Source organism: Solidesulfovibrio alcoholivorans DSM 5433, assembly GCF_000702665.1.
Taxonomy (GTDB): domain Bacteria; phylum Desulfobacterota; class Desulfovibrionia; order Desulfovibrionales; family Desulfovibrionaceae; genus Solidesulfovibrio; species Solidesulfovibrio alcoholivorans.
In genome coordinates this window covers 311,024-326,581 of record NZ_JNJA01000001.1, presented here as the reverse complement: position 1 = coordinate 326,581, position 15,558 = coordinate 311,024, and the positions used below count along the sequence as shown (strand labels likewise).

Genomic DNA, 15,558 nt, shown 5'->3' with positions numbered 1-15,558 from the left:
GGTCAACATCCCTGCGGCATAACCGCCGCCTGGCCCTGTCGTCGGTTCCCGGAATCGATCGGCAAGACCTTTGGCATGCATGCGCGTGCCGAGGTCTTTTTTTTCCGGCCGCGCAAAACCGAGGCCCCTCGGGGCCCGCTTGCGGAGCAACGATGCGCAAACTGCTTCCCCTGTGGCTGGCTGCGGCCGCCTGTCTGCCCGGCTTGACCTGTTCCCTGCTGTCCGTGCCCATGACGCCGCCCGCGGCCGCCGCCGTGTCCGGCGTGGCCATCCTCGGCGCGTCCTTCCTGCTCCTGTGGGCCTGCGACGTGGCCCAGCACGACATCCCGCAGGCCCTGGCCCTGGCCGTGGTGGCGCTCATCGCGGTTTTGCCGGAATACGCCGTGGACATGTATTTCACCTGGATGGCCGGCCAGCATCCCGATTCCGACTACGCCCACTTCGCCATTGCCAACATGACCGGCGCCAACCGCCTGCTCATCGGCGTGGCCTGGACCGCCGTGGCCCTGGTCGTGTGGTGGCGCACGCGCCGGCCCGTCATCCTGGAGCCGGCCCGGCGCACGGAGGTGCTCTTCCTGGGGCTGGCCACGGCTTACGCCATGAGCATTCCCCTTTCGGGCACGCTCACCTGGGTGGATGGCGCGGTGCTCATCGGCCTTTACGTCGTCTACATCGCCATCGCCGCCCGGCGCGAGTGCGAGGAACCGGAACTCGAGGGCGTGGCCGCCTGTCTGGCCCGGCTTACGGTCGGACGCCGCCGCTTGGCCACGGCCGCCTTGTTCCTCTTCGCCGCCGGGGTCATCGTGGCCAACGCCGAGCATTTCAGCGAAGGTCTCGTGGCCACGGGCCGGATGTTCGGCGTGAGCGAATTCCTGCTCGTGCAGTGGCTCGCGCCCATCGCCTCCGAGGCCCCGGAATTCATCGTCGCCATCATGTTCGCCCTGCGCGGCATGGCCGGCATGGCGCTTGGGAGCCTCATCTCTTCCAAGCTCAACCAGTGGACGCTGCTCGTGGGTATGATCCCGGGCGTCTACGGCGTCTCCTCCGGCTCCTTCGCCACGCCCATGCCCCTGGACGGCATGCAGATGCATGAGGTCCTGCTCACCGCCGCCCAGTCGCTGCTGGCCGTGGGCCTTCTTGCCGGACTGCGCCTGGACATCCGCGGGGCCATGCTGCTGTTCGGGCTTTTTTGCGGCCAGTTCCTGGCCCCGGCCGTCCCCGGAGCCTTCTGGCGGCTTTTGCCGGGCCATGTGGACGGCGCGCAGGTCCACTTCTTCTTCACGTTCCTGTATATGGGGGCCTTCGTGCTGCTTTTGCCGCGCATCGCCCCGCAGCTTGCGGCCCTGGTGCGGCGAAACAGCCGCGACGCCTCTTGACGCGGGACAGCGCCGGCCCTATGTGAGCCGCCCGCCCCGGACGCCCCGTCCGGGGCGGGCGCGCGCAAGGGAGGCTACGCCATGACCCAGGGGTTCGAACTGCCGCTTTACCTCGACCTGTTCGCCGTGTTTCTCATGGCCGCCACAGGGGCCATCGAGGCCATCCGCCGCGAGTTCGACCTCGTCGGCCTGCTTGGGCTGTCGCTGGCCACGGGCGTGGGCGGGGCACTGATACGCGACGGCATCTTCCTCCAGGCCGGCGTGCCTGCCGTGGTGCGCAACCAGGACTACCTTTTGGCCGTGGCGGCGGCGGCGGCGGCCTGCCTGGTCTTCGGCCGGCGGGCCGTGCTGTCCCAGCGTCTGGTGGCCGTGGTGGACGCGGCGGCCCTGGGGGCCTACGCCGTGGTCGGCATGGAGAAGTCCCTGGCGTTTGGCCTGGCGTTCGCCCCGGCGGTGCTGGTCGGCACGGTCAACGCCTGCGGCGGCGGCATCCTGCGCGACGTGCTGACCGGCGAGGAGCCACTCGTGTTCCGGCCCGGGCAATTCTACGCCTTTGCCGCGCTGATCGGCTGCCTGACCTATCCCTTGCTGCGTCAAAGCGACGCCCTGCCGCCCCTGGCCGCGGCCCTGGGGGCCATCGGCGTCACGTTCATGCTGCGCATGCTGGCCATCACCCGCAACTGGCGCACCACGCCCGTGCGTGCCACGGGCCTTTTCCGCGCGCGCCGCCGGCCGCCCATCGCTTGACGCGCGGCCCGCAAGGGATGCTATCGTGCCTTCCTGCCGCCCCGCGCGGCAAAGGAGGGCGAAGATGCCACAGCCTGTCAGCACCCTTTTTTGCGACGTCGGCGGCGTGATGCTCACCAACGGCTGGGACCGGGCCGCCCGGCGTCTGGCCTGCGACACCTACGGCCTGGACCACGGCGAGGTGGACGAACGCCACCACCTGACCTTCGACGCCTACGAGGAAGGCCGCCTCAGCCTGGACGAGTACCTCGACCGCACGGTGTTCTACGCGCCGCGTTCCTTCGGTCGGGACGAGTTCAAGGCCTTCATGTACGCCCGCTCGCAGCCCCTGCCGGAGATGCTCGACTACCTGCGCGACGTGAAGGCGCGCCACGGCATCCGCATCGTGGCCGTCAACAACGAGGGCCGCGAACTCAACCTGCACCGCATCCGCGCCTTTGGCCTGGACTGCTTCATCGACGCCTTCGTGTCCTCGTGCTTCGTGCACCGGCGCAAGCCCGATGCGGAAATTTTCCGCCTGGCCCTGGACATCGCCCAGGCCGCGCCCGAAACCGCGGCCTACATCGACGACCGGCCCATGTTCGTGGAAGTGGCGTCGGGGCTCGGCATCCGGAGCGTGGTCCACACGGACGCCGCGTCCACGGCCCGGGCGCTTACCGCCATGGGCGGCTTCGCCGGAGCCTGCGTGGCCCCGACATCGGACTGACGCCCGGGGCTTTCGCCTCCGGCCGTATTCCGCTATGTGGCGCCTGGAAATCGAAAGGAGTCAACCATGACCAAGATCGCCATTCCTTCCCGTGACGGCCTGGTGGACGAACATTTCGGCCACTGCGGCTATTTCACGGTGCTGACCGTGAGTGAGAACAAGGCCGTGGTGAGCGAAGAGACCTTCGCGCCGCCGGCCGAGTGCGGCTGCCGCTCGAACCTGGTGGAGACGCTGGTCGGCATGGGCGTTTCGGCGCTCATTGCCGGCAACATGGGCCAGGGCGCGGCGGACAAGCTGCGACGGGCCGGGCTCACCGTGGTGCGCGGCGCATCGGGCCCCGTGCGCGAAGCGGCCGCGGCTTTCCTCGCCGGCACGCTCAAGGACAAGGACGAGCTGTGCCAGTCCCACGGCCACGAGTGCCTGCACCCGTTGCAGTAGTGTCGCGTCCTCAATAAAAAAGTATGTTTTTTTGAGGACAACATCCTCCTCGTATGATGCTTTTCCCCTAAAAATACTGACGTATTTTTTTTAGGAACGCAAAAGCAGGGGCCTCGCGCGCGGTCTCGGGAAGTCCGGGGCCGCGCCCCGCGCCGGGCGCGCCGGAAACTGGTACAGACAAAGGGGAGCCGACGTGACCAAAATCGACGACATCACCGAGCGCCTGGAAGCCCTGGAAAAGGAATTGGCCGAGGAATTCGACCGGGTCGGGGAGGAAGTGCGCTACACCATCGAGCGCAAAAAGGTCCGCTTCACCCGCGAGATCAAAAAGCAGCATCGCCTGCTGGCCACGAAATGGGCCGCGTATGTCTACGAGTCCGGCTTTCTCATGATCCTGACCATTCCCGTCATCTGGGGTGCGGTCCTCCCGGCCCTGCTCATGGACCTGACCGTGACCGTCTACCAGTGGGTCTGCTTCCCCATCTACGGCATCCCCAAGGTCCGGCGCGGCGACTATATCGTCATCGACCGCCAAGCCCTGGCCTATCTCAACTGGATCGAGAAGCTCAACTGCGTCTATTGCGGCTATTTCAACGGGTTGCTCGGGTTCGTGCGCGAGGTCGCCGGCCGCACCGAGCAGTACTGGTGCCCGGTGCGCCATGCCCGCACGCCGCGTTCCCCCCATTCCCGCTACCGCTTCTTCCTGGAGTACGGCGACGCCGCCGCCTACCGCGAGCGCGTGGAAACCGTGCGCCGCCGCTTCGACGACCTGCGCGGCCGGGGTCGCTGAGGCGCGCGTTTCCCTTACACCATCTCCCTAAACGCCGGCGCGCCCGCCGGCAGCACCGTCCCGACAGGCCGGTCCGGGTCGTAGCCGAGAAGGGGCATGCCCTCGCGACAGATGTCCGCGATCAGGTCGTACTCCCCGTAGGCATTGACGTGGGCCACCTTGCCCGTTTGCTTGAAAAGCGCCGCCATGGCCGGGGAATCGGCCGGCAACGGTGGCAGCCGGCAGAAATCGAGGATGCGCGCCATGGACCCGGCCGGGTCGGCGAGCACGGATTCGAAGCGCACGGTGAGCATGTGGGGCACCTCCGGGGCCAGGGCTTCCATGAAGTGCGTCGCGTCGCGCCACAGCCGCGCCGTGGCGCGCACGTCGTCGGCCCCGAAGCGTGCCACGTACTGCGCCAGGCGCGGCAGGCGCGGGTAGGGCACGAAGTCGGTCAGGCGCATGGCGAGCGGTTTGCCCGAGGCGTTGATGCGGCCAAGCTGCGCGCGGCAGGCCAGCAGCAATTTGACCATGGAGTTGGCCGTGGGCCGGGGGTCGCGCACGAGGTGGATGCATCGCGCGTCCGGAAACATCCCGGCCAGGGCCGGGGTGTAGGGGATAAACGCCGGGTTTTTGGCAAAAAACCGCTTGCCCGGCCCGAAAAGCGCCGTCACGCGCGCCAGAGTCTCCTTGATCTCCGCCACGGTCTGTGGACCGAGGTCGGCGGCTGTGAAGGGGTCGTACGTCAGGCAGGCCGGGTCCATGCCGAACCATTCGCCCCACAGCAGCGTCCCCTCGGAGGGGCTATGCAGGGAGTGGACCACGGAATCGCCGATGAAGCGTTCGCCGCTGGCATCGAGATGCAGCAGCCGGGCGAGCAGGGTGGCCGCGCGGAAGTACGGCGCGGTGTGGTGGGCGAAGTGCGTGACGTAGGCCACGTCCGGGTGGGCGCAAAGGAGCGTCTGCAGCCAGGTCGAGCCGGTGCGCGGCAACCCGATCACGAAGATAGGCTCGCGCACGGGCTCAAGGCGGGGTCGCGGCACGAAGCGTTCGAGAATGGCGAGGCGGCGCAGGAGGCGGCTGTTGTCGAGGATCGGGAAGGCGAACTGGTAGCTGAAGCCGTTTCGCATCGCCAGGCGCGAGAGCAGGTTGGCGTAGCGGGTGGTCATGGCTTTTTCCCCTCCGGTTCGGGCATGGCGTCAAAGAGGCGAAACGGCCCGAGCCGGGCGCGCCGGGCCAGGGCGGCGGCCCGGGGCGCAAAACGCAACAGGGCGCGCTGCAAGAGCTCCCCCAGCGGCCCGGGTCGGGTGAAGGCGAAATGCACGGCCAGGGGAATGGCCACGTAGGGCGCGGGCGTGGCGGCCAGTGCCAGGAGCGCGCCGACGGCGAGGTCCGCGCCGTGCACGGGAAGGGCGCGGGGCAGGGCGCGGACGAGGGGCGAAAGCCCCCGGGCGTCGGCGCGGCCGAGCCAGGCCAGGGCGGCTTCTGGCGAAAGTCCGTGACAGGCCAGGGCCGCGCGCAGGGTCGGTGCTGTGCGCGCGTAGGCGTCGAGCGCGAAACGGCGCGTGGCGGCCGGTACATCCGCGCCCTGGACATAGGCTGCGGGCACAAGCTCGGGCAGCAGTTCGGCGAACCCCGGCGGCAACGTGGCATGGGGACAGGCGGCGAAGGCCGTAAGGCCATGGGCCTGCGCCAGGGCGTAGAAATCGCCGCCGGCATTGCCCGGTGCGGCGTCGTAGAAGCCGTTTCGCGCGAGGAAGAAAAAGCGCGTCAGCACCGTGGTGGTCACGGTCGCGGCCCGCACGCCCGGCGCGCAGTCCACGCCCATGGCCTCGAGAAAGGCCCGGACAAAGGCCGAGCAGTTGGCGGTTGCGCCGCCTTCGCTCAGGGCGTCGTGGCTTTCAAGGATCAGGGAAAAGCGCAGTTCCCGGCCGGCCAGGGCGTCGAGGACGCTGCCTGCCATGGCCTCGTCCATGTCCGGGCGGCGCAATGCAAGCCAGTGCAGCACGGGCGCGCCGGCTTCGCTCGCGGTCCAGGCGGAAAATGGCGTGCGCCGCATGACGCCCTGGCGGTCTCCCCTGAGCGGGTAGCAGTCGTCCACGAAAGGCGCGCCGTCGCGGACGTGCAGAACGCCGCAGTGCGAATAGCCCGACAGGTTGGCCGAGGCCAGGCCCAGGGATTCGGGCAGGGCCAGAAGCCGCAGCACCACGTCGCCGGTGCGCGGCCGGTAGGGTGTCGGCGATGGGCGGGCAGGGGCCTTGCCTGCGCAGGAGAGCCCCCCCTGGCGCAGCACGGCCATGTCGTGTGCAAAACGTGCCGCCGGGGACAGGCCCGGCGCGGACGCGCTCATTGCCCGGGGCCGTCGCCCGCGGCAGGCGACGGCCGTTCGAGGAGGACGGTCAAGGTGAAGACGCTGCCCTGGCCGGGACGGCTCTCTACGGTGATGTCGCCGCAAAGCAACCGGGCCAGGCGGCGGGCGATGGCGAGCCCGAGCCCGGAGCCGCCGAAACGGCGGGTGGCCGAGCCGTCGGCCTGGGTGAAGCTGTCGAAAATGCGGGTTTGCTCCTCGGGGGGGATGCCGATGCCGGTATCGGCAACGACGCAGGCGAGGGTCACGGTCGGGACCGTGCTTTCCTCGGCCGGGCAGGCGTCGCAGCAGCGCAGTACCATGGTCACGCCGCCCTGCTGCGTGAATTTGACGGCGTTGTCGCCCAGGATGTGCAGGATGCGGCGCAGCTTGCCGCCGTCACCCCGCACCAGCGGCGGCACGTCGGGCGCAAGCGTGGTCGCGAAGGACAGGTGCTTTTCTGCGGCCTGGGGGGCGAGGGTTGCGGCCACGGCTTCGAGGATGTCGGCCAGGGCGAAGAGGTCCGGTTCGCAGGTCGTCTGCCCGGTTTCGAGCAGGGACAGTTCGATGAGGTTGTCAATCAGGGCGAGCAGGGTGGCGGAGGCGCTGGCGATGTCGTCCAGGCACTGGCGCTGGGCGTCGTCGGGGTTGAGTCCGGCCATGACCTGGGCCATGCCGAAGATGCCGTTTAAGGGCGTGCGGAGTTCGTGGCTGAGGTTGGCCAGGAAGCGGCTTTTGGCCTGGTTGGCCGCTTCGGCCTCCTCCCTGGCCCGTACGAGCGCCGTGGCGTCGCGGGCGAAAAGCGCGCCTCTGCCCGGCGCGCCTTCGCGGCCGGGCAAAGGCGCGACGATGTTGTCGAGCACCACGCCGTCGCGTTCGTCGGTGAAGCGCAGGATGCGCCCCGCGGTGATGGCCCGGCGCAGTCGCATGAGGCGCGAAGCGGCCAGGGCGTCGCCGAACAGTTCCGTGAAGTTGCGGCCGACCATGTCGCTTGCGGCGCGGCCGAGGCTTTCCGCCGAGGCCTTGTTCACGGCCAGGACCGTGCCCGTGGCATCCGCCAGGATGACGCGGTCCGTGGTGGCGTCGAGAAGCGCGGCAAGGGTCGCGGCGCTTTCGTGAGCCGCCGCTTCGGCCGCTTTGCGGGCGCTGATGTCCTCGATGACGGGAATGAAGTGGAGTTTCCGGCCGTCTGCATCGCGGGCCAGGGACACGGTGATGGTCACCCAGACGGTGTTCCCGTCCTTGCGCAGGTAGCGTTTTTCCCTGGAGAAGGTGTCGATCTCGCCGGCGAGGAGGCGGTGCACGAGTTCCATGTCCGACTCGATGTCCTCGGGGTGCGTGATGGCCGCGAACCCGGTTTGCGTCAGTTCGTCGGCGCTGTAGCCCGTAATGGCGCAGAAACGCTCGTTGACGCGCAGAAAACGTCCGTCGAGGCTCACATGGGCGATGCCCACGGCGGCCAGCTCGAAGGTGTCGCGGAAGCGCCGTTCCGAATCGGCAAGCGCCGCCTGGGCGGCGACGCTCGCGGCGGCGTCGCGGCGGGCGCGGCGCACGAACAGCGCGCCGGCGCAGGCGAAAAGCGGGGTGAAAAGCGCCAGGCACCACAGGGCGATCCGGGTATAGCGGCCCTGTCGGGCCAGGGCTTCGTCGGCGCGCCGGCTGACCGCCGCATCGCAGTCGTCGAGGCAATGGCGCAGGGCGGCCTGGGCGTTTTCGTAGCCGAGGCTGCGCAACTGCGCCCAGGCGTCCGGCAGATCGCCTTGCACGGCGGCGTCCAGGGCCTTGCGCTGCGTGGCGGCCACGGCCTGGAGGCGCCGGTCCAGGGCGGTCGCCTGCACCGGCACGCGGGAATGCCGCTCCAGCCGGGCCAGCTCTTCGATCCAACGCGGGAGTGCCTGGACGCTCTCGGCATGGCGGGCCGCGAAGATCTGCTCCCCGGTCGCGGCGGCGAGCAGGGCCTGGGCGTGCATTTTTTCCGAAACCAGCCGGATGTCGTCGATGCGCGCGCCGGCTTCCATGAGGTCGTCACGGAAGCGCTTGGCATTGCCCTTGGCGGCCAGGAGCAGCATGCCGAGGATGACGTAGAGGAGCGTGGCCACGGCGATGAGCAGCGCGGCCTGGCGCAGGGGAAAAGGGCGCGGGGCAGGGGAGGCGGTTGTGGACATGGCGGCGTCGCGAACAAAACGGGGTTGAGGTGACAGGATGACGTTGACGCCGCACAAGCCGTCTTCGTGGGTGATCCGATATTAATTTAAGGGAAAATGGGTGAGCCGGCAAGGAAGGCGCGTTGGGAACGGGTGGGCCGGCCTAGGTCTTTTTGTCCACGATGGCCTCGCCGGCCATGGCTTGCAGCGCGCGCACCACCTTGAGCCAGTCGTCGTCCGGAAAGGCGCGCAGCACCCTGCGGGTCGCCGGGTCGAGGATCTCGACTTGCACCACGCGCGTGGCCTCGTCGGTGACCAGGCGCGAGGCCGTGGCCTTGGCAAGCGCCTCCACGCGCACGGTGTCGCGGTCGGGCTCGCGGGACATCGCGGCGACGTGCGCTTCCTGGCGCGCGGCGGACGCTTCGGTCTTTGCGGCCGACTCGGCTCCGCCCAGCGTGGCGTTGAGATCGATTTCGTTCATGCGGCGGCACGCTCCGGGACCTGTGCGAAAATCCCCCTGTACGCCTCATCGACCCTGGCGCGGCCCTTCTTTAGCCTGCGCGGGAGTCCGCCTGGCCGGGCAGCGGCGCGCGCAAGCGCTCCCTGGCCCCGTCCCAGATGGTGAGCAGCACCGAACCGATGATGAGCCCCGCGCCCAGGTAGCCCACGAAGCTGAAGCGCTCGCCGAACATGGCGTAGGCGAGCACGGCGGCGATGACCGGCTCCAGGGTGGCGACCACGGCCGCCCGCGTGGCTTCCAGGCGCTTGAGGCCCGCGTAATAAATCGAATACGCGCCGTAGGTGGAGAAAATGGCCAGCAGCAGGCAGGGTACGGCCCCGGCCAGGGTCGGCCGCGTGAAATGCACGAACGGCAGCAGGGTCAGGGAGCCCACGGGCAGGGCGTAGAGGAAAAGCGTGGGTGTGCGGTAGCGGGAAAGGTAGTACTTCCCGAAGATGTAATACAAAGCGTATGTCACACCGGAGAGCAGGCCAAAGAAGATGGCCTTGCCGCCGCAGGCGGCTTCTCCGGAAAACCCCGGTCCCAGGCTCACCCCGGCCACGCCGAGGACCGTGGCCGCCACGGCCGCGAGCTTGAAGCCGCCCATGGGCTCCTTGAGGAACAGCCAGGAGAGGAGCGCCACCCAGGCCGGGGCGGTATAGAGCAGCACCGAAGCCAACGCCGCGCCTCCGGCCTCGACGGCCACGACGTACGCGCCGAACAGGCCGGCGATGCCGGCCACGCCGAATCCGGCCACGGCCGGCAGGTCGCGCGGGGCGATGCGGACTTCCCGGGCGCACATGGCCTGGCCGGCGAAAAAGAACCAGGCCAAGGTGGTGCGCCAAAACGCCACTTCCACCGTGTCCATGCCGGCGGCGAAGCTCAGTTTGGACAACGGGCCGATGAGCCCCCAAAGCGAGGCGGCGACAAGGACGTAGACGTATCCGGACATGCGGGCTCCCTCCGGACGGGTTCGGCCGGGCGAGGCATGCGGTAGCAGAATCAGGCCGTAAACAAAAGGGAAAAACCTTGTGACGTGAGGGAAACCGGGCCGCGTTTATTGATTGTTTCGCCGGCTCGTACTATGCGGGAAAGAGTGCGCCCGGCATCCGGGCAAAAGGAGCGAGTATGCTGTCGCGCAAGCTTTTTTGCATCAACGACCCCAGTCATGCCGATTTCGGCTGGGCTGCGGAAAGCGTTTTCTTCCACATGCGGAAATTCGACGCCTGCGGCAATACCACTTCCCAGTGGACCCTGCCCGTCGCCGCGACCGCGCCGGGCGAAGTGACCTGCGCCGTGTGCGGCGGCGCGGTCTACGTGGCCGAACTGCCGGCGGCAAGCGTCGAGGACGTGGTGTCCTGCGACATCCTGGGCCGCTGCCGGTCCGCGCCCGCCGACGCCAACCTGGCGCGCCTGACGGCCCTGGCCGAACGCCTGGCCGGCATCAGCTACCCCGCCGTGCGGTCGCTGCTGGCCCCGTCCGTGGCCGCCCTGCTCGCCGCCACGGCGAACGATCCCGCCGCCGCGGCCATCCTCGAGCGCCACGGCATCAAGGACCTTTTCGCGCCGTTTTGAAACGCGCGGCGCATGGAATCACCAAACGGCGCAGCGACACCGGATACGCCCGTCCGCGCCCCGGGCCACGGCCCGGCATGAAGCCCAGGAGGAATGCATGACCAAGCCCGATACCGCTTTCGAACAGGCCCTGGCCGTCGGCCGTCCGCCCAACATCAAGAAGCTCTTCCCCAATTCGCGGGCGCTGCTCGTCAGCGGCAAGGCCATCGACCGGGCCATGCGCAAGAAAGGCCACGCCATGACCATCGCGGGCAACGCCCGCAGCAATTTCGTGCTGCGCGGGGCGCTGCTCGCCGCCCAGCGCGCGGACGCGGCCATCATCCTCGAAATCGCCCGCTCCGAATCTAACTACTGCGACGTCAACATGTGGAACATCGCCCGCCAGGCCGACCAGGCCGCCAACGAGCTGGGCGTCACCGTGCCCGTGGCCATCCACGCCGACCACTACGGCATCAAGAAGCCCGGCGACGTGGCCGAGGCCCAGGTGGAGATCCCCACCCTGTTCGAGGCCGGCATCACTTCCATCGCCATCGACGCCTCCCACCTGCCCGACGCGGAAAACCTGCTGGCCAACATCGCGCTGGCCCCCTACGTGCCGACCTGGGCCGGCTACGAGACGGAAGTCGGCGAGATCAAGGGCAAATCCGGCCTGTCCACGCCCGAGGAGGCGCTTTTCCTCATCAAGGGCCTCAATGCCCACGACATCCATCCGGACTGGATCGCGCTCAACAACGGCACCACCCATGGCATCGAGGCCTCGGCCACGGGCATCCAGGTGGGCCTGACCGCGCGCATCCACGAGGCCCTCACCCCCTACGGCATCTCCGGTGCCCAGCACGGCACCTCGGGCAACTCCTCGGAAAAGCTCAGGGAAATCGCCGCCAAGACCGCGACGACCAAGGCCAACGTGGCCACGGCCCTGCAGATGGTCTCCTGGGGCGTGGCCGTCAACGACTACGGCAACGCCATCATGGACGCGGCCGGGGCCTTCATCAAGGAACCGGAAAAGGGCCTGGACGATGCGCTGTGGGCCGAGATGACCGCCTACGCCGACGGCAAGGCCATCAAGGCCGGCGACTACAAGAAGCTCAACTGCGTGTTTGAGAAAAAACTCCTTGCCCAGCCCACCGCCGTGCGGGCGCGCATGGTCGATGCCGTGGCCGAATTCGTCTACGGACTGCTGACCGACGTGTTCAACGCCGCCGGCACCGGCTCCCTGGCCATCGGGGAACTGCTCGCCGCCGGCACCTACGACCTCGGCCCCAAGGCCGGGCGCATCGAGGACCCGGCCGCCTGGACGCGCGAGAAAATTCTCGAACGCGCGGCGTCCATCAGCGGCGACAAGGGACCGGAAGGCGATTTCGACGATTAAAGGGCGTTTTCGACCGCGCACTGTCGCCGCCGGGAGGCCCGCCCCCGGCGGCGACGAGGAGTCAGCCATGGCGATGACCCTTGCCTCCCCGGCTTTTGTCCATGAAGGCCCCATTCCGTCGCGCTACGCCTGCGACGGCGCGGACCTGTCGCCGCCGCTGGCTTTTGCCGGCGTCCCGGCCGAGGCGGCGAGCCTCGTCCTCATCTGCGACGATCCCGACGCGTCGGCCGGGGTCTGGGACCATTTCGTGCTCTACAACCTTTCCCCGGCCACGCCCGGCCTGCCCGAGGGCCTGCACCAGGCCCCGGCCTATCCCGACGGCAGTCTGTCGGGAAGCAACAGCTGGGGGTGCTACGGCTACGGCGGCCCTTGCCCGCCAAGCGGCGTCCACCGCTACTTCTTCACGCTCTACGCCCTCGACGCCATGCTCGACCTGCCGCCCGGCGCGACCAAGGCCGAGCTCCTGCGCGCCGCCAAGGGACACATCCTGGCCTCGGCCACGCTCATGGGGCGCTACGGGCGGGGCTGACGCGTGCCTGCGGCGTCACAGGACCGTCGCCATTCCGGTGTAGCGTCCCACTCCGATACGACAGATTCCGGAGTCCCGATGTCCGCCGCCTTCATCGCCGTGTGCGCCACGGCCCTTGCCGCCTCGGCTCTGACGCTTTTCTCCGGCTTCGGCCTCGGCACCATCCTCACCCCGGTCATGGCCGTCTTTTTTCCCATCGAAGCCGCCGTGGCCATGACCGCGCTCGTGCATTTCGCCAACAACCTCTTCAAGCTGGCCCTGTTCGCGGGCAAGGCCGATCGCCGTGCCTGTCTGCGGTTCGGTCTGCCGGCCGTGTTCGCGAGCTTCGCCGGCGCGGCGTTGCTCCTGTGGCTTGCCGATCTGCCGCCCCTTTATGCCTATTCCCTGTTCGGGCGCTTCCTTGCCGTCACCCCGGTCAAGCTCGTGGTCGGGCTGCTCGTCGGCGTCTTCTCCTGGCTCGAGATCGCGCATACGCTCAAGGGCCGGGGCCTGCCGCCGGGCCTTTTGCCCGTGGGCGGGCTGGTTTCGGGGTTTTTCGGCGGCCTTTCCGGGCACCAGGGCGCGTTTCGCAGCGCCTTTTTGTTGCGCCTGGGCCTGTCCAAGGAGACGTTCATCGCCACGGGCGTGGTCGTGGCCTGCATGGTGGACGCCACGCGCCTGTCCGTCTACGTCTCCCACCTGTCCGTGCCGGATGTGGCCGGCAACCTGGGCCTGCTTGCGGCCGCCACGGCCTGCGCCTTTGCCGGGGCGTTTGTCGGCGCGCGGCTTTTGCGCAAGATGACCATCGAAACCCTGCACCGCCTGGTCGGGGCCATGCTGCTCGTGCTTTCCGCCCTGCTCGTCGCCGGCGTCATCTGACCTTTACAGCCGCAGGGGGCGGGAGTAGGAGCCCGGCATGTCCTTTGCCGCCGTTTCCCGCCGTCTGATGCCCTATCTTCCAGATATTCCCTTTGTTTCCCAATGGATTGCGCAGCCGGCGCAACGCGCCGAGGCCCTGCGCGGCCTGCTGCTCGCCTTGCGCGGGGCCGTCGTCTTCATGGTCCCGTTTCTCGCCGGGCTGGCCCTGGGCTCGCCCCAGGACGCCGTGTTCGCCGCCTTTTCCGCCCACAGCATCGCCCTGGTCGATGTGGAAGGCCCGTACGTGCTGCGGCTCAACCTGCTGTGCCTGCTCGCCGTGGCCTTCGCCGCAAGCGCCGCCTGCGGCACCCTGGCCGCGGGCTCCCTGGCCGGAGCCGTGGCCGTCACGGGACTGCTCGGGCTCTCCGTCGGCCTGTGGCGGCAGGTCTGCCGCGACTACGGCCCCGGTGCCGCCGTGCCCTGCGCGCTGATCCTTTTCACCGCGCTTGGCATGGCTCCCCTGGGAACGCCCATGGCCGCGCTCGCCCCTGCGGCCCTGACGCACGCCCTGGCCACCTTCGCCGGCGGCCTTTTCGGCGTGGCCTGCCTGCTCGCCTACTGGCCGCTGCGGCCGCAATATCCGCTGCGCCGCCTGGTCGGGCGCAACTGGGTGGGCGTGGCCGGCCTTGCCCGCGCCGTGGCCCGCAGCCTGCGAAGCGGCGACGCGGCAGGCGAAGGGACCGCCGCAGGGCTCGAACGCGCGCTTCGCGCCACGCTCGATGCCGCCTACTCCCAGATCGCGCCCTTGGCCGGTCCCGGGGCGCATCCCTTCTGGAACAACCTCGCCGCGGCCAATCTGGCCGCCGCCCGTTTCGCGGCACGCCTGACCGCCCTGCGCGCCCTGGAGGCCTGCCCCGGCGCAGGCGACGCGTTGCCCGAGGCCCTGGACCTGTTGGCCAAGGCCGCCAATACCGTGGCCCACGTGGTGGTCCGGCCCCGGCCGGGGTCCATGCGCATCGCGGTGGGGGCCATGCACGCCGCGCGCGAAGCCCTGGAGCGCGCGGCCGCGTACGGCGATGCCGCGGACGGCCGGCTGGCGGCGCTCGTGGCCGAAACCGCCGGCCGCTTCGCGGAAACCGAAAGTGCCCTGCGCCAGATCAGCCGGCCGCGCGCCGGCCGCGCCGCCTTCCGCGAGCAGCGCCGGCGCATCGCCCGCTGGATCGGCCGCCCCCTCGGCGGCACCTTCAGCTTTCGCCGCCGCCTGGACCCGGCCCTCGTGCGCTACAGCCTGGGGCTTTCCCTGCTGCTCATGGCCGCGGCGGCTGCGTTCAAAGCCTTGGGGCTTCCTCACGGCTCCTGGCTGCCCTTTTCCATGCTGGTGGTGCTCCAGCCGAGCGCCGGTCTGACCCGCGCGCGCATGGCCCACCGCGTGGCCGGCACCGTGGCCGGCGCGCTTGTCGCCGGGCTGCCGTTGTGGCGCACGTTGCCCCTGCCCTGGCTGCTCGCGGTCATCGCCGCGTGCTGTGCGATATTTACCTACCTGATGCGCCGCCATTACGGCACGGCGGTCTTTTTCATCACGGTCACGGTGGTGCTCATGACGAGCCTCGACACCACGCTGCCCTGGCATCTCGCCGTGGAGCGCCTGGGCTGCGTCGTGGCCGGAAGCCTCGCCGCCTGGGGCGTGGCCAGCCTGCTGTGGAGCGTGCCGTCCGAGGCGCGGATTCGCGGGCTCTTGGCCGCGTCGTTTACGGCAAGCGGCGACTACCTGCGCACGGTGCGAAACGCCCTGGCCGCCGGGGGGGAGCATTTCCACCACGAAAGCGTCGCGACCAAGCGCCGGGCCGAACGCGCCAATGCGGCCCTGGCCGCGGCCGTGGCCCAGTGGCGGGGCGGCAATGCGCAGGCGTCCGCCCGTGCGGCCTGCGACGCCCTGGCCGGGGCCGCCACGCGCCTGACGCGGCTTGTCACCGTGCTTTTCCTGCTTCAGGAGACTGCGCCCGCGCCCGTGGACGATGCGCATGCCGATCTCCTGGGGCGACAGGCCCAGGACGCCTGCGACGCCCTGGGCCTTCGCGACGCGGCCGCGCCCGAGGCGTTTACGCCCGCCGCCGGCATCGGACGCTCGTCCCGGCCGGACATCGTCCGGCAACTGGCCGAGATTTACGACGCCGCAAAGGCCGCGGCAGTCCTTTAGCCCGCGGCGAATCCCGCATCCG

The 15,558-nt window shown here is 69.4% G+C and carries 15 protein-coding genes; 10 read left to right on the top strand and 5 right to left on the bottom strand.

The window, feature by feature from the left end:
* The first annotated feature begins 152 nt into the window (after positions 1 to 152).
* The 5 genes from Q368_RS0101435 to Q368_RS0101415 all read left to right on the top strand — a co-directional run bounded on the left by Q368_RS0101435 (position 153) and on the right by Q368_RS0101415 (position 4,057).
* Positions 153 to 1,376, top strand: a complete 1,224-nt coding sequence (locus tag Q368_RS0101435) for a sodium:proton exchanger (protein WP_029456955.1) — start codon at positions 153 to 155, stop codon at positions 1,374 to 1,376.
* Positions 1,377 to 1,457: 81 nt separating this feature from the next.
* On the top strand, positions 1,458 to 2,123 hold the full coding sequence (locus tag Q368_RS0101430) for a trimeric intracellular cation channel family protein (protein ID WP_029456954.1): 666 nt from the start codon (positions 1,458 to 1,460) through the stop codon (positions 2,121 to 2,123).
* Between the two features lie 64 nt (positions 2,124 to 2,187).
* The gene (locus tag Q368_RS0101425; RefSeq protein WP_029456953.1) at positions 2,188 to 2,829 is read left to right on the top strand and encodes an HAD family hydrolase; all 642 of its coding nucleotides are present in this window, start codon (positions 2,188 to 2,190) and stop codon (positions 2,827 to 2,829) included.
* A 66-nt stretch (positions 2,830 to 2,895) separates the two neighbouring features.
* Positions 2,896 to 3,267 (top strand): NifB/NifX family molybdenum-iron cluster-binding protein, encoded by a 372-nt coding sequence (locus Q368_RS0101420; protein ID WP_029456952.1) that lies wholly within the window; start codon positions 2,896 to 2,898, stop codon positions 3,265 to 3,267.
* Between the two features lie 193 nt (positions 3,268 to 3,460).
* Complete coding sequence (locus tag Q368_RS0101415) at positions 3,461 to 4,057, top strand: hypothetical protein (RefSeq protein WP_029456951.1); 597 nt, start codon at positions 3,461 to 3,463, stop codon at positions 4,055 to 4,057.
* Between the two features lie 14 nt (positions 4,058 to 4,071).
* Here the strand turns inward: Q368_RS0101415 and Q368_RS0101410 are convergent, their stop codons facing one another.
* The 5 genes from Q368_RS0101410 to Q368_RS0101390 form a co-directional block, all read right to left on the bottom strand.
* Positions 4,072 to 5,205, bottom strand: a complete 1,134-nt coding sequence (locus Q368_RS0101410) for a sulfotransferase family protein (protein ID WP_029456950.1) — start codon at positions 5,203 to 5,205, stop codon at positions 4,072 to 4,074.
* Positions 5,202 to 6,386, bottom strand: a complete 1,185-nt coding sequence (locus Q368_RS0101405) for a C40 family peptidase (protein WP_029456949.1) — start codon at positions 6,384 to 6,386, stop codon at positions 5,202 to 5,204. Before Q368_RS0101405 ends, Q368_RS0101410 begins: the two co-directional genes overlap by 4 nt.
* Positions 6,383 to 8,548 (bottom strand): sensor histidine kinase, encoded by a 2,166-nt coding sequence (locus Q368_RS0101400; protein ID WP_156955615.1) that lies wholly within the window; start codon positions 8,546 to 8,548, stop codon positions 6,383 to 6,385. The genes Q368_RS0101405 and Q368_RS0101400 overlap by 4 nt, the downstream gene beginning before the upstream one ends.
* Before the next feature lie 142 nt (positions 8,549 to 8,690).
* Entirely contained in the window at positions 8,691 to 9,008 is a 318-nt protein-coding gene (locus Q368_RS23655) for a flagellar protein FlaG (protein WP_052359962.1), read from the bottom strand.
* A gap of 70 nt (positions 9,009 to 9,078) precedes the next feature.
* Complete coding sequence (locus Q368_RS0101390; RefSeq protein ID WP_029456946.1) at positions 9,079 to 9,978, bottom strand: DMT family transporter; 900 nt, start codon at positions 9,976 to 9,978, stop codon at positions 9,079 to 9,081.
* A 176-nt stretch (positions 9,979 to 10,154) separates the two neighbouring features.
* Here Q368_RS0101390 and Q368_RS0101385 point away from each other — a divergent pair, with 176 nt between their 5' ends.
* From Q368_RS0101385 to Q368_RS0101365, 5 genes are all read left to right on the top strand, one after another.
* On the top strand, positions 10,155 to 10,601 hold the full coding sequence (locus Q368_RS0101385) for a hypothetical protein (RefSeq protein ID WP_029456945.1): 447 nt from the start codon (positions 10,155 to 10,157) through the stop codon (positions 10,599 to 10,601).
* Between the two features lie 97 nt (positions 10,602 to 10,698).
* Positions 10,699 to 11,973: a class II fructose-bisphosphate aldolase gene (locus Q368_RS0101380; RefSeq protein WP_029456944.1), complete on the top strand. Its 1,275-nt coding sequence runs from the start codon at positions 10,699 to 10,701 to the stop codon at positions 11,971 to 11,973.
* A gap of 67 nt (positions 11,974 to 12,040) precedes the next feature.
* On the top strand, positions 12,041 to 12,502 hold the full coding sequence (locus Q368_RS0101375; protein WP_029456943.1) for a YbhB/YbcL family Raf kinase inhibitor-like protein: 462 nt from the start codon (positions 12,041 to 12,043) through the stop codon (positions 12,500 to 12,502).
* A 78-nt stretch (positions 12,503 to 12,580) separates the two neighbouring features.
* Complete coding sequence (locus Q368_RS0101370; protein ID WP_029456942.1) at positions 12,581 to 13,360, top strand: sulfite exporter TauE/SafE family protein; 780 nt, start codon at positions 12,581 to 12,583, stop codon at positions 13,358 to 13,360.
* Between the two features lie 37 nt (positions 13,361 to 13,397).
* Positions 13,398 to 15,536, top strand: coding sequence for an FUSC family protein (locus Q368_RS0101365; protein ID WP_029456941.1), 2,139 nt, complete (start codon positions 13,398 to 13,400; stop codon positions 15,534 to 15,536).
* Positions 15,537 to 15,558 lie beyond the last annotated feature (22 nt).

Coding starts and splice junctions, on each gene's coding strand:
- Q368_RS0101435 (WP_029456955.1), top strand. CDS start 153: ATGCGCAAACTGCTTCCCCTGTGGCTGGCTGCGGCCGCCTGTCTGCCC.
- Q368_RS0101430 (WP_029456954.1), top strand. CDS start 1,458: ATGACCCAGGGGTTCGAACTGCCGCTTTACCTCGACCTGTTCGCCGTG.
- Q368_RS0101425 (WP_029456953.1), top strand. CDS start 2,188: ATGCCACAGCCTGTCAGCACCCTTTTTTGCGACGTCGGCGGCGTGATG.
- Q368_RS0101420 (WP_029456952.1), top strand. CDS start 2,896: ATGACCAAGATCGCCATTCCTTCCCGTGACGGCCTGGTGGACGAACAT.
- Q368_RS0101410 (WP_029456950.1), bottom strand. CDS start 5,205: ATGACCACCCGCTACGCCAACCTGCTCTCGCGCCTGGCGATGCGAAAC.
- Q368_RS0101405 (WP_029456949.1), bottom strand. CDS start 6,386: ATGAGCGCGTCCGCGCCGGGCCTGTCCCCGGCGGCACGTTTTGCACAC.
- Q368_RS0101400 (WP_156955615.1), bottom strand. CDS start 8,548: ATGTCCACAACCGCCTCCCCTGCCCCGCGCCCTTTTCCCCTGCGCCAG.
- Q368_RS23655 (WP_052359962.1), bottom strand. CDS start 9,008: ATGAACGAAATCGATCTCAACGCCACGCTGGGCGGAGCCGAGTCGGCC.
- Q368_RS0101390 (WP_029456946.1), bottom strand. CDS start 9,978: ATGTCCGGATACGTCTACGTCCTTGTCGCCGCCTCGCTTTGGGGGCTC.
- Q368_RS0101385 (WP_029456945.1), top strand. CDS start 10,155: ATGCTGTCGCGCAAGCTTTTTTGCATCAACGACCCCAGTCATGCCGAT.
- Q368_RS0101380 (WP_029456944.1), top strand. CDS start 10,699: ATGACCAAGCCCGATACCGCTTTCGAACAGGCCCTGGCCGTCGGCCGT.
- Q368_RS0101375 (WP_029456943.1), top strand. CDS start 12,041: ATGGCGATGACCCTTGCCTCCCCGGCTTTTGTCCATGAAGGCCCCATT.
- Q368_RS0101370 (WP_029456942.1), top strand. CDS start 12,581: ATGTCCGCCGCCTTCATCGCCGTGTGCGCCACGGCCCTTGCCGCCTCG.
- Q368_RS0101365 (WP_029456941.1), top strand. CDS start 13,398: ATGTCCTTTGCCGCCGTTTCCCGCCGTCTGATGCCCTATCTTCCAGAT.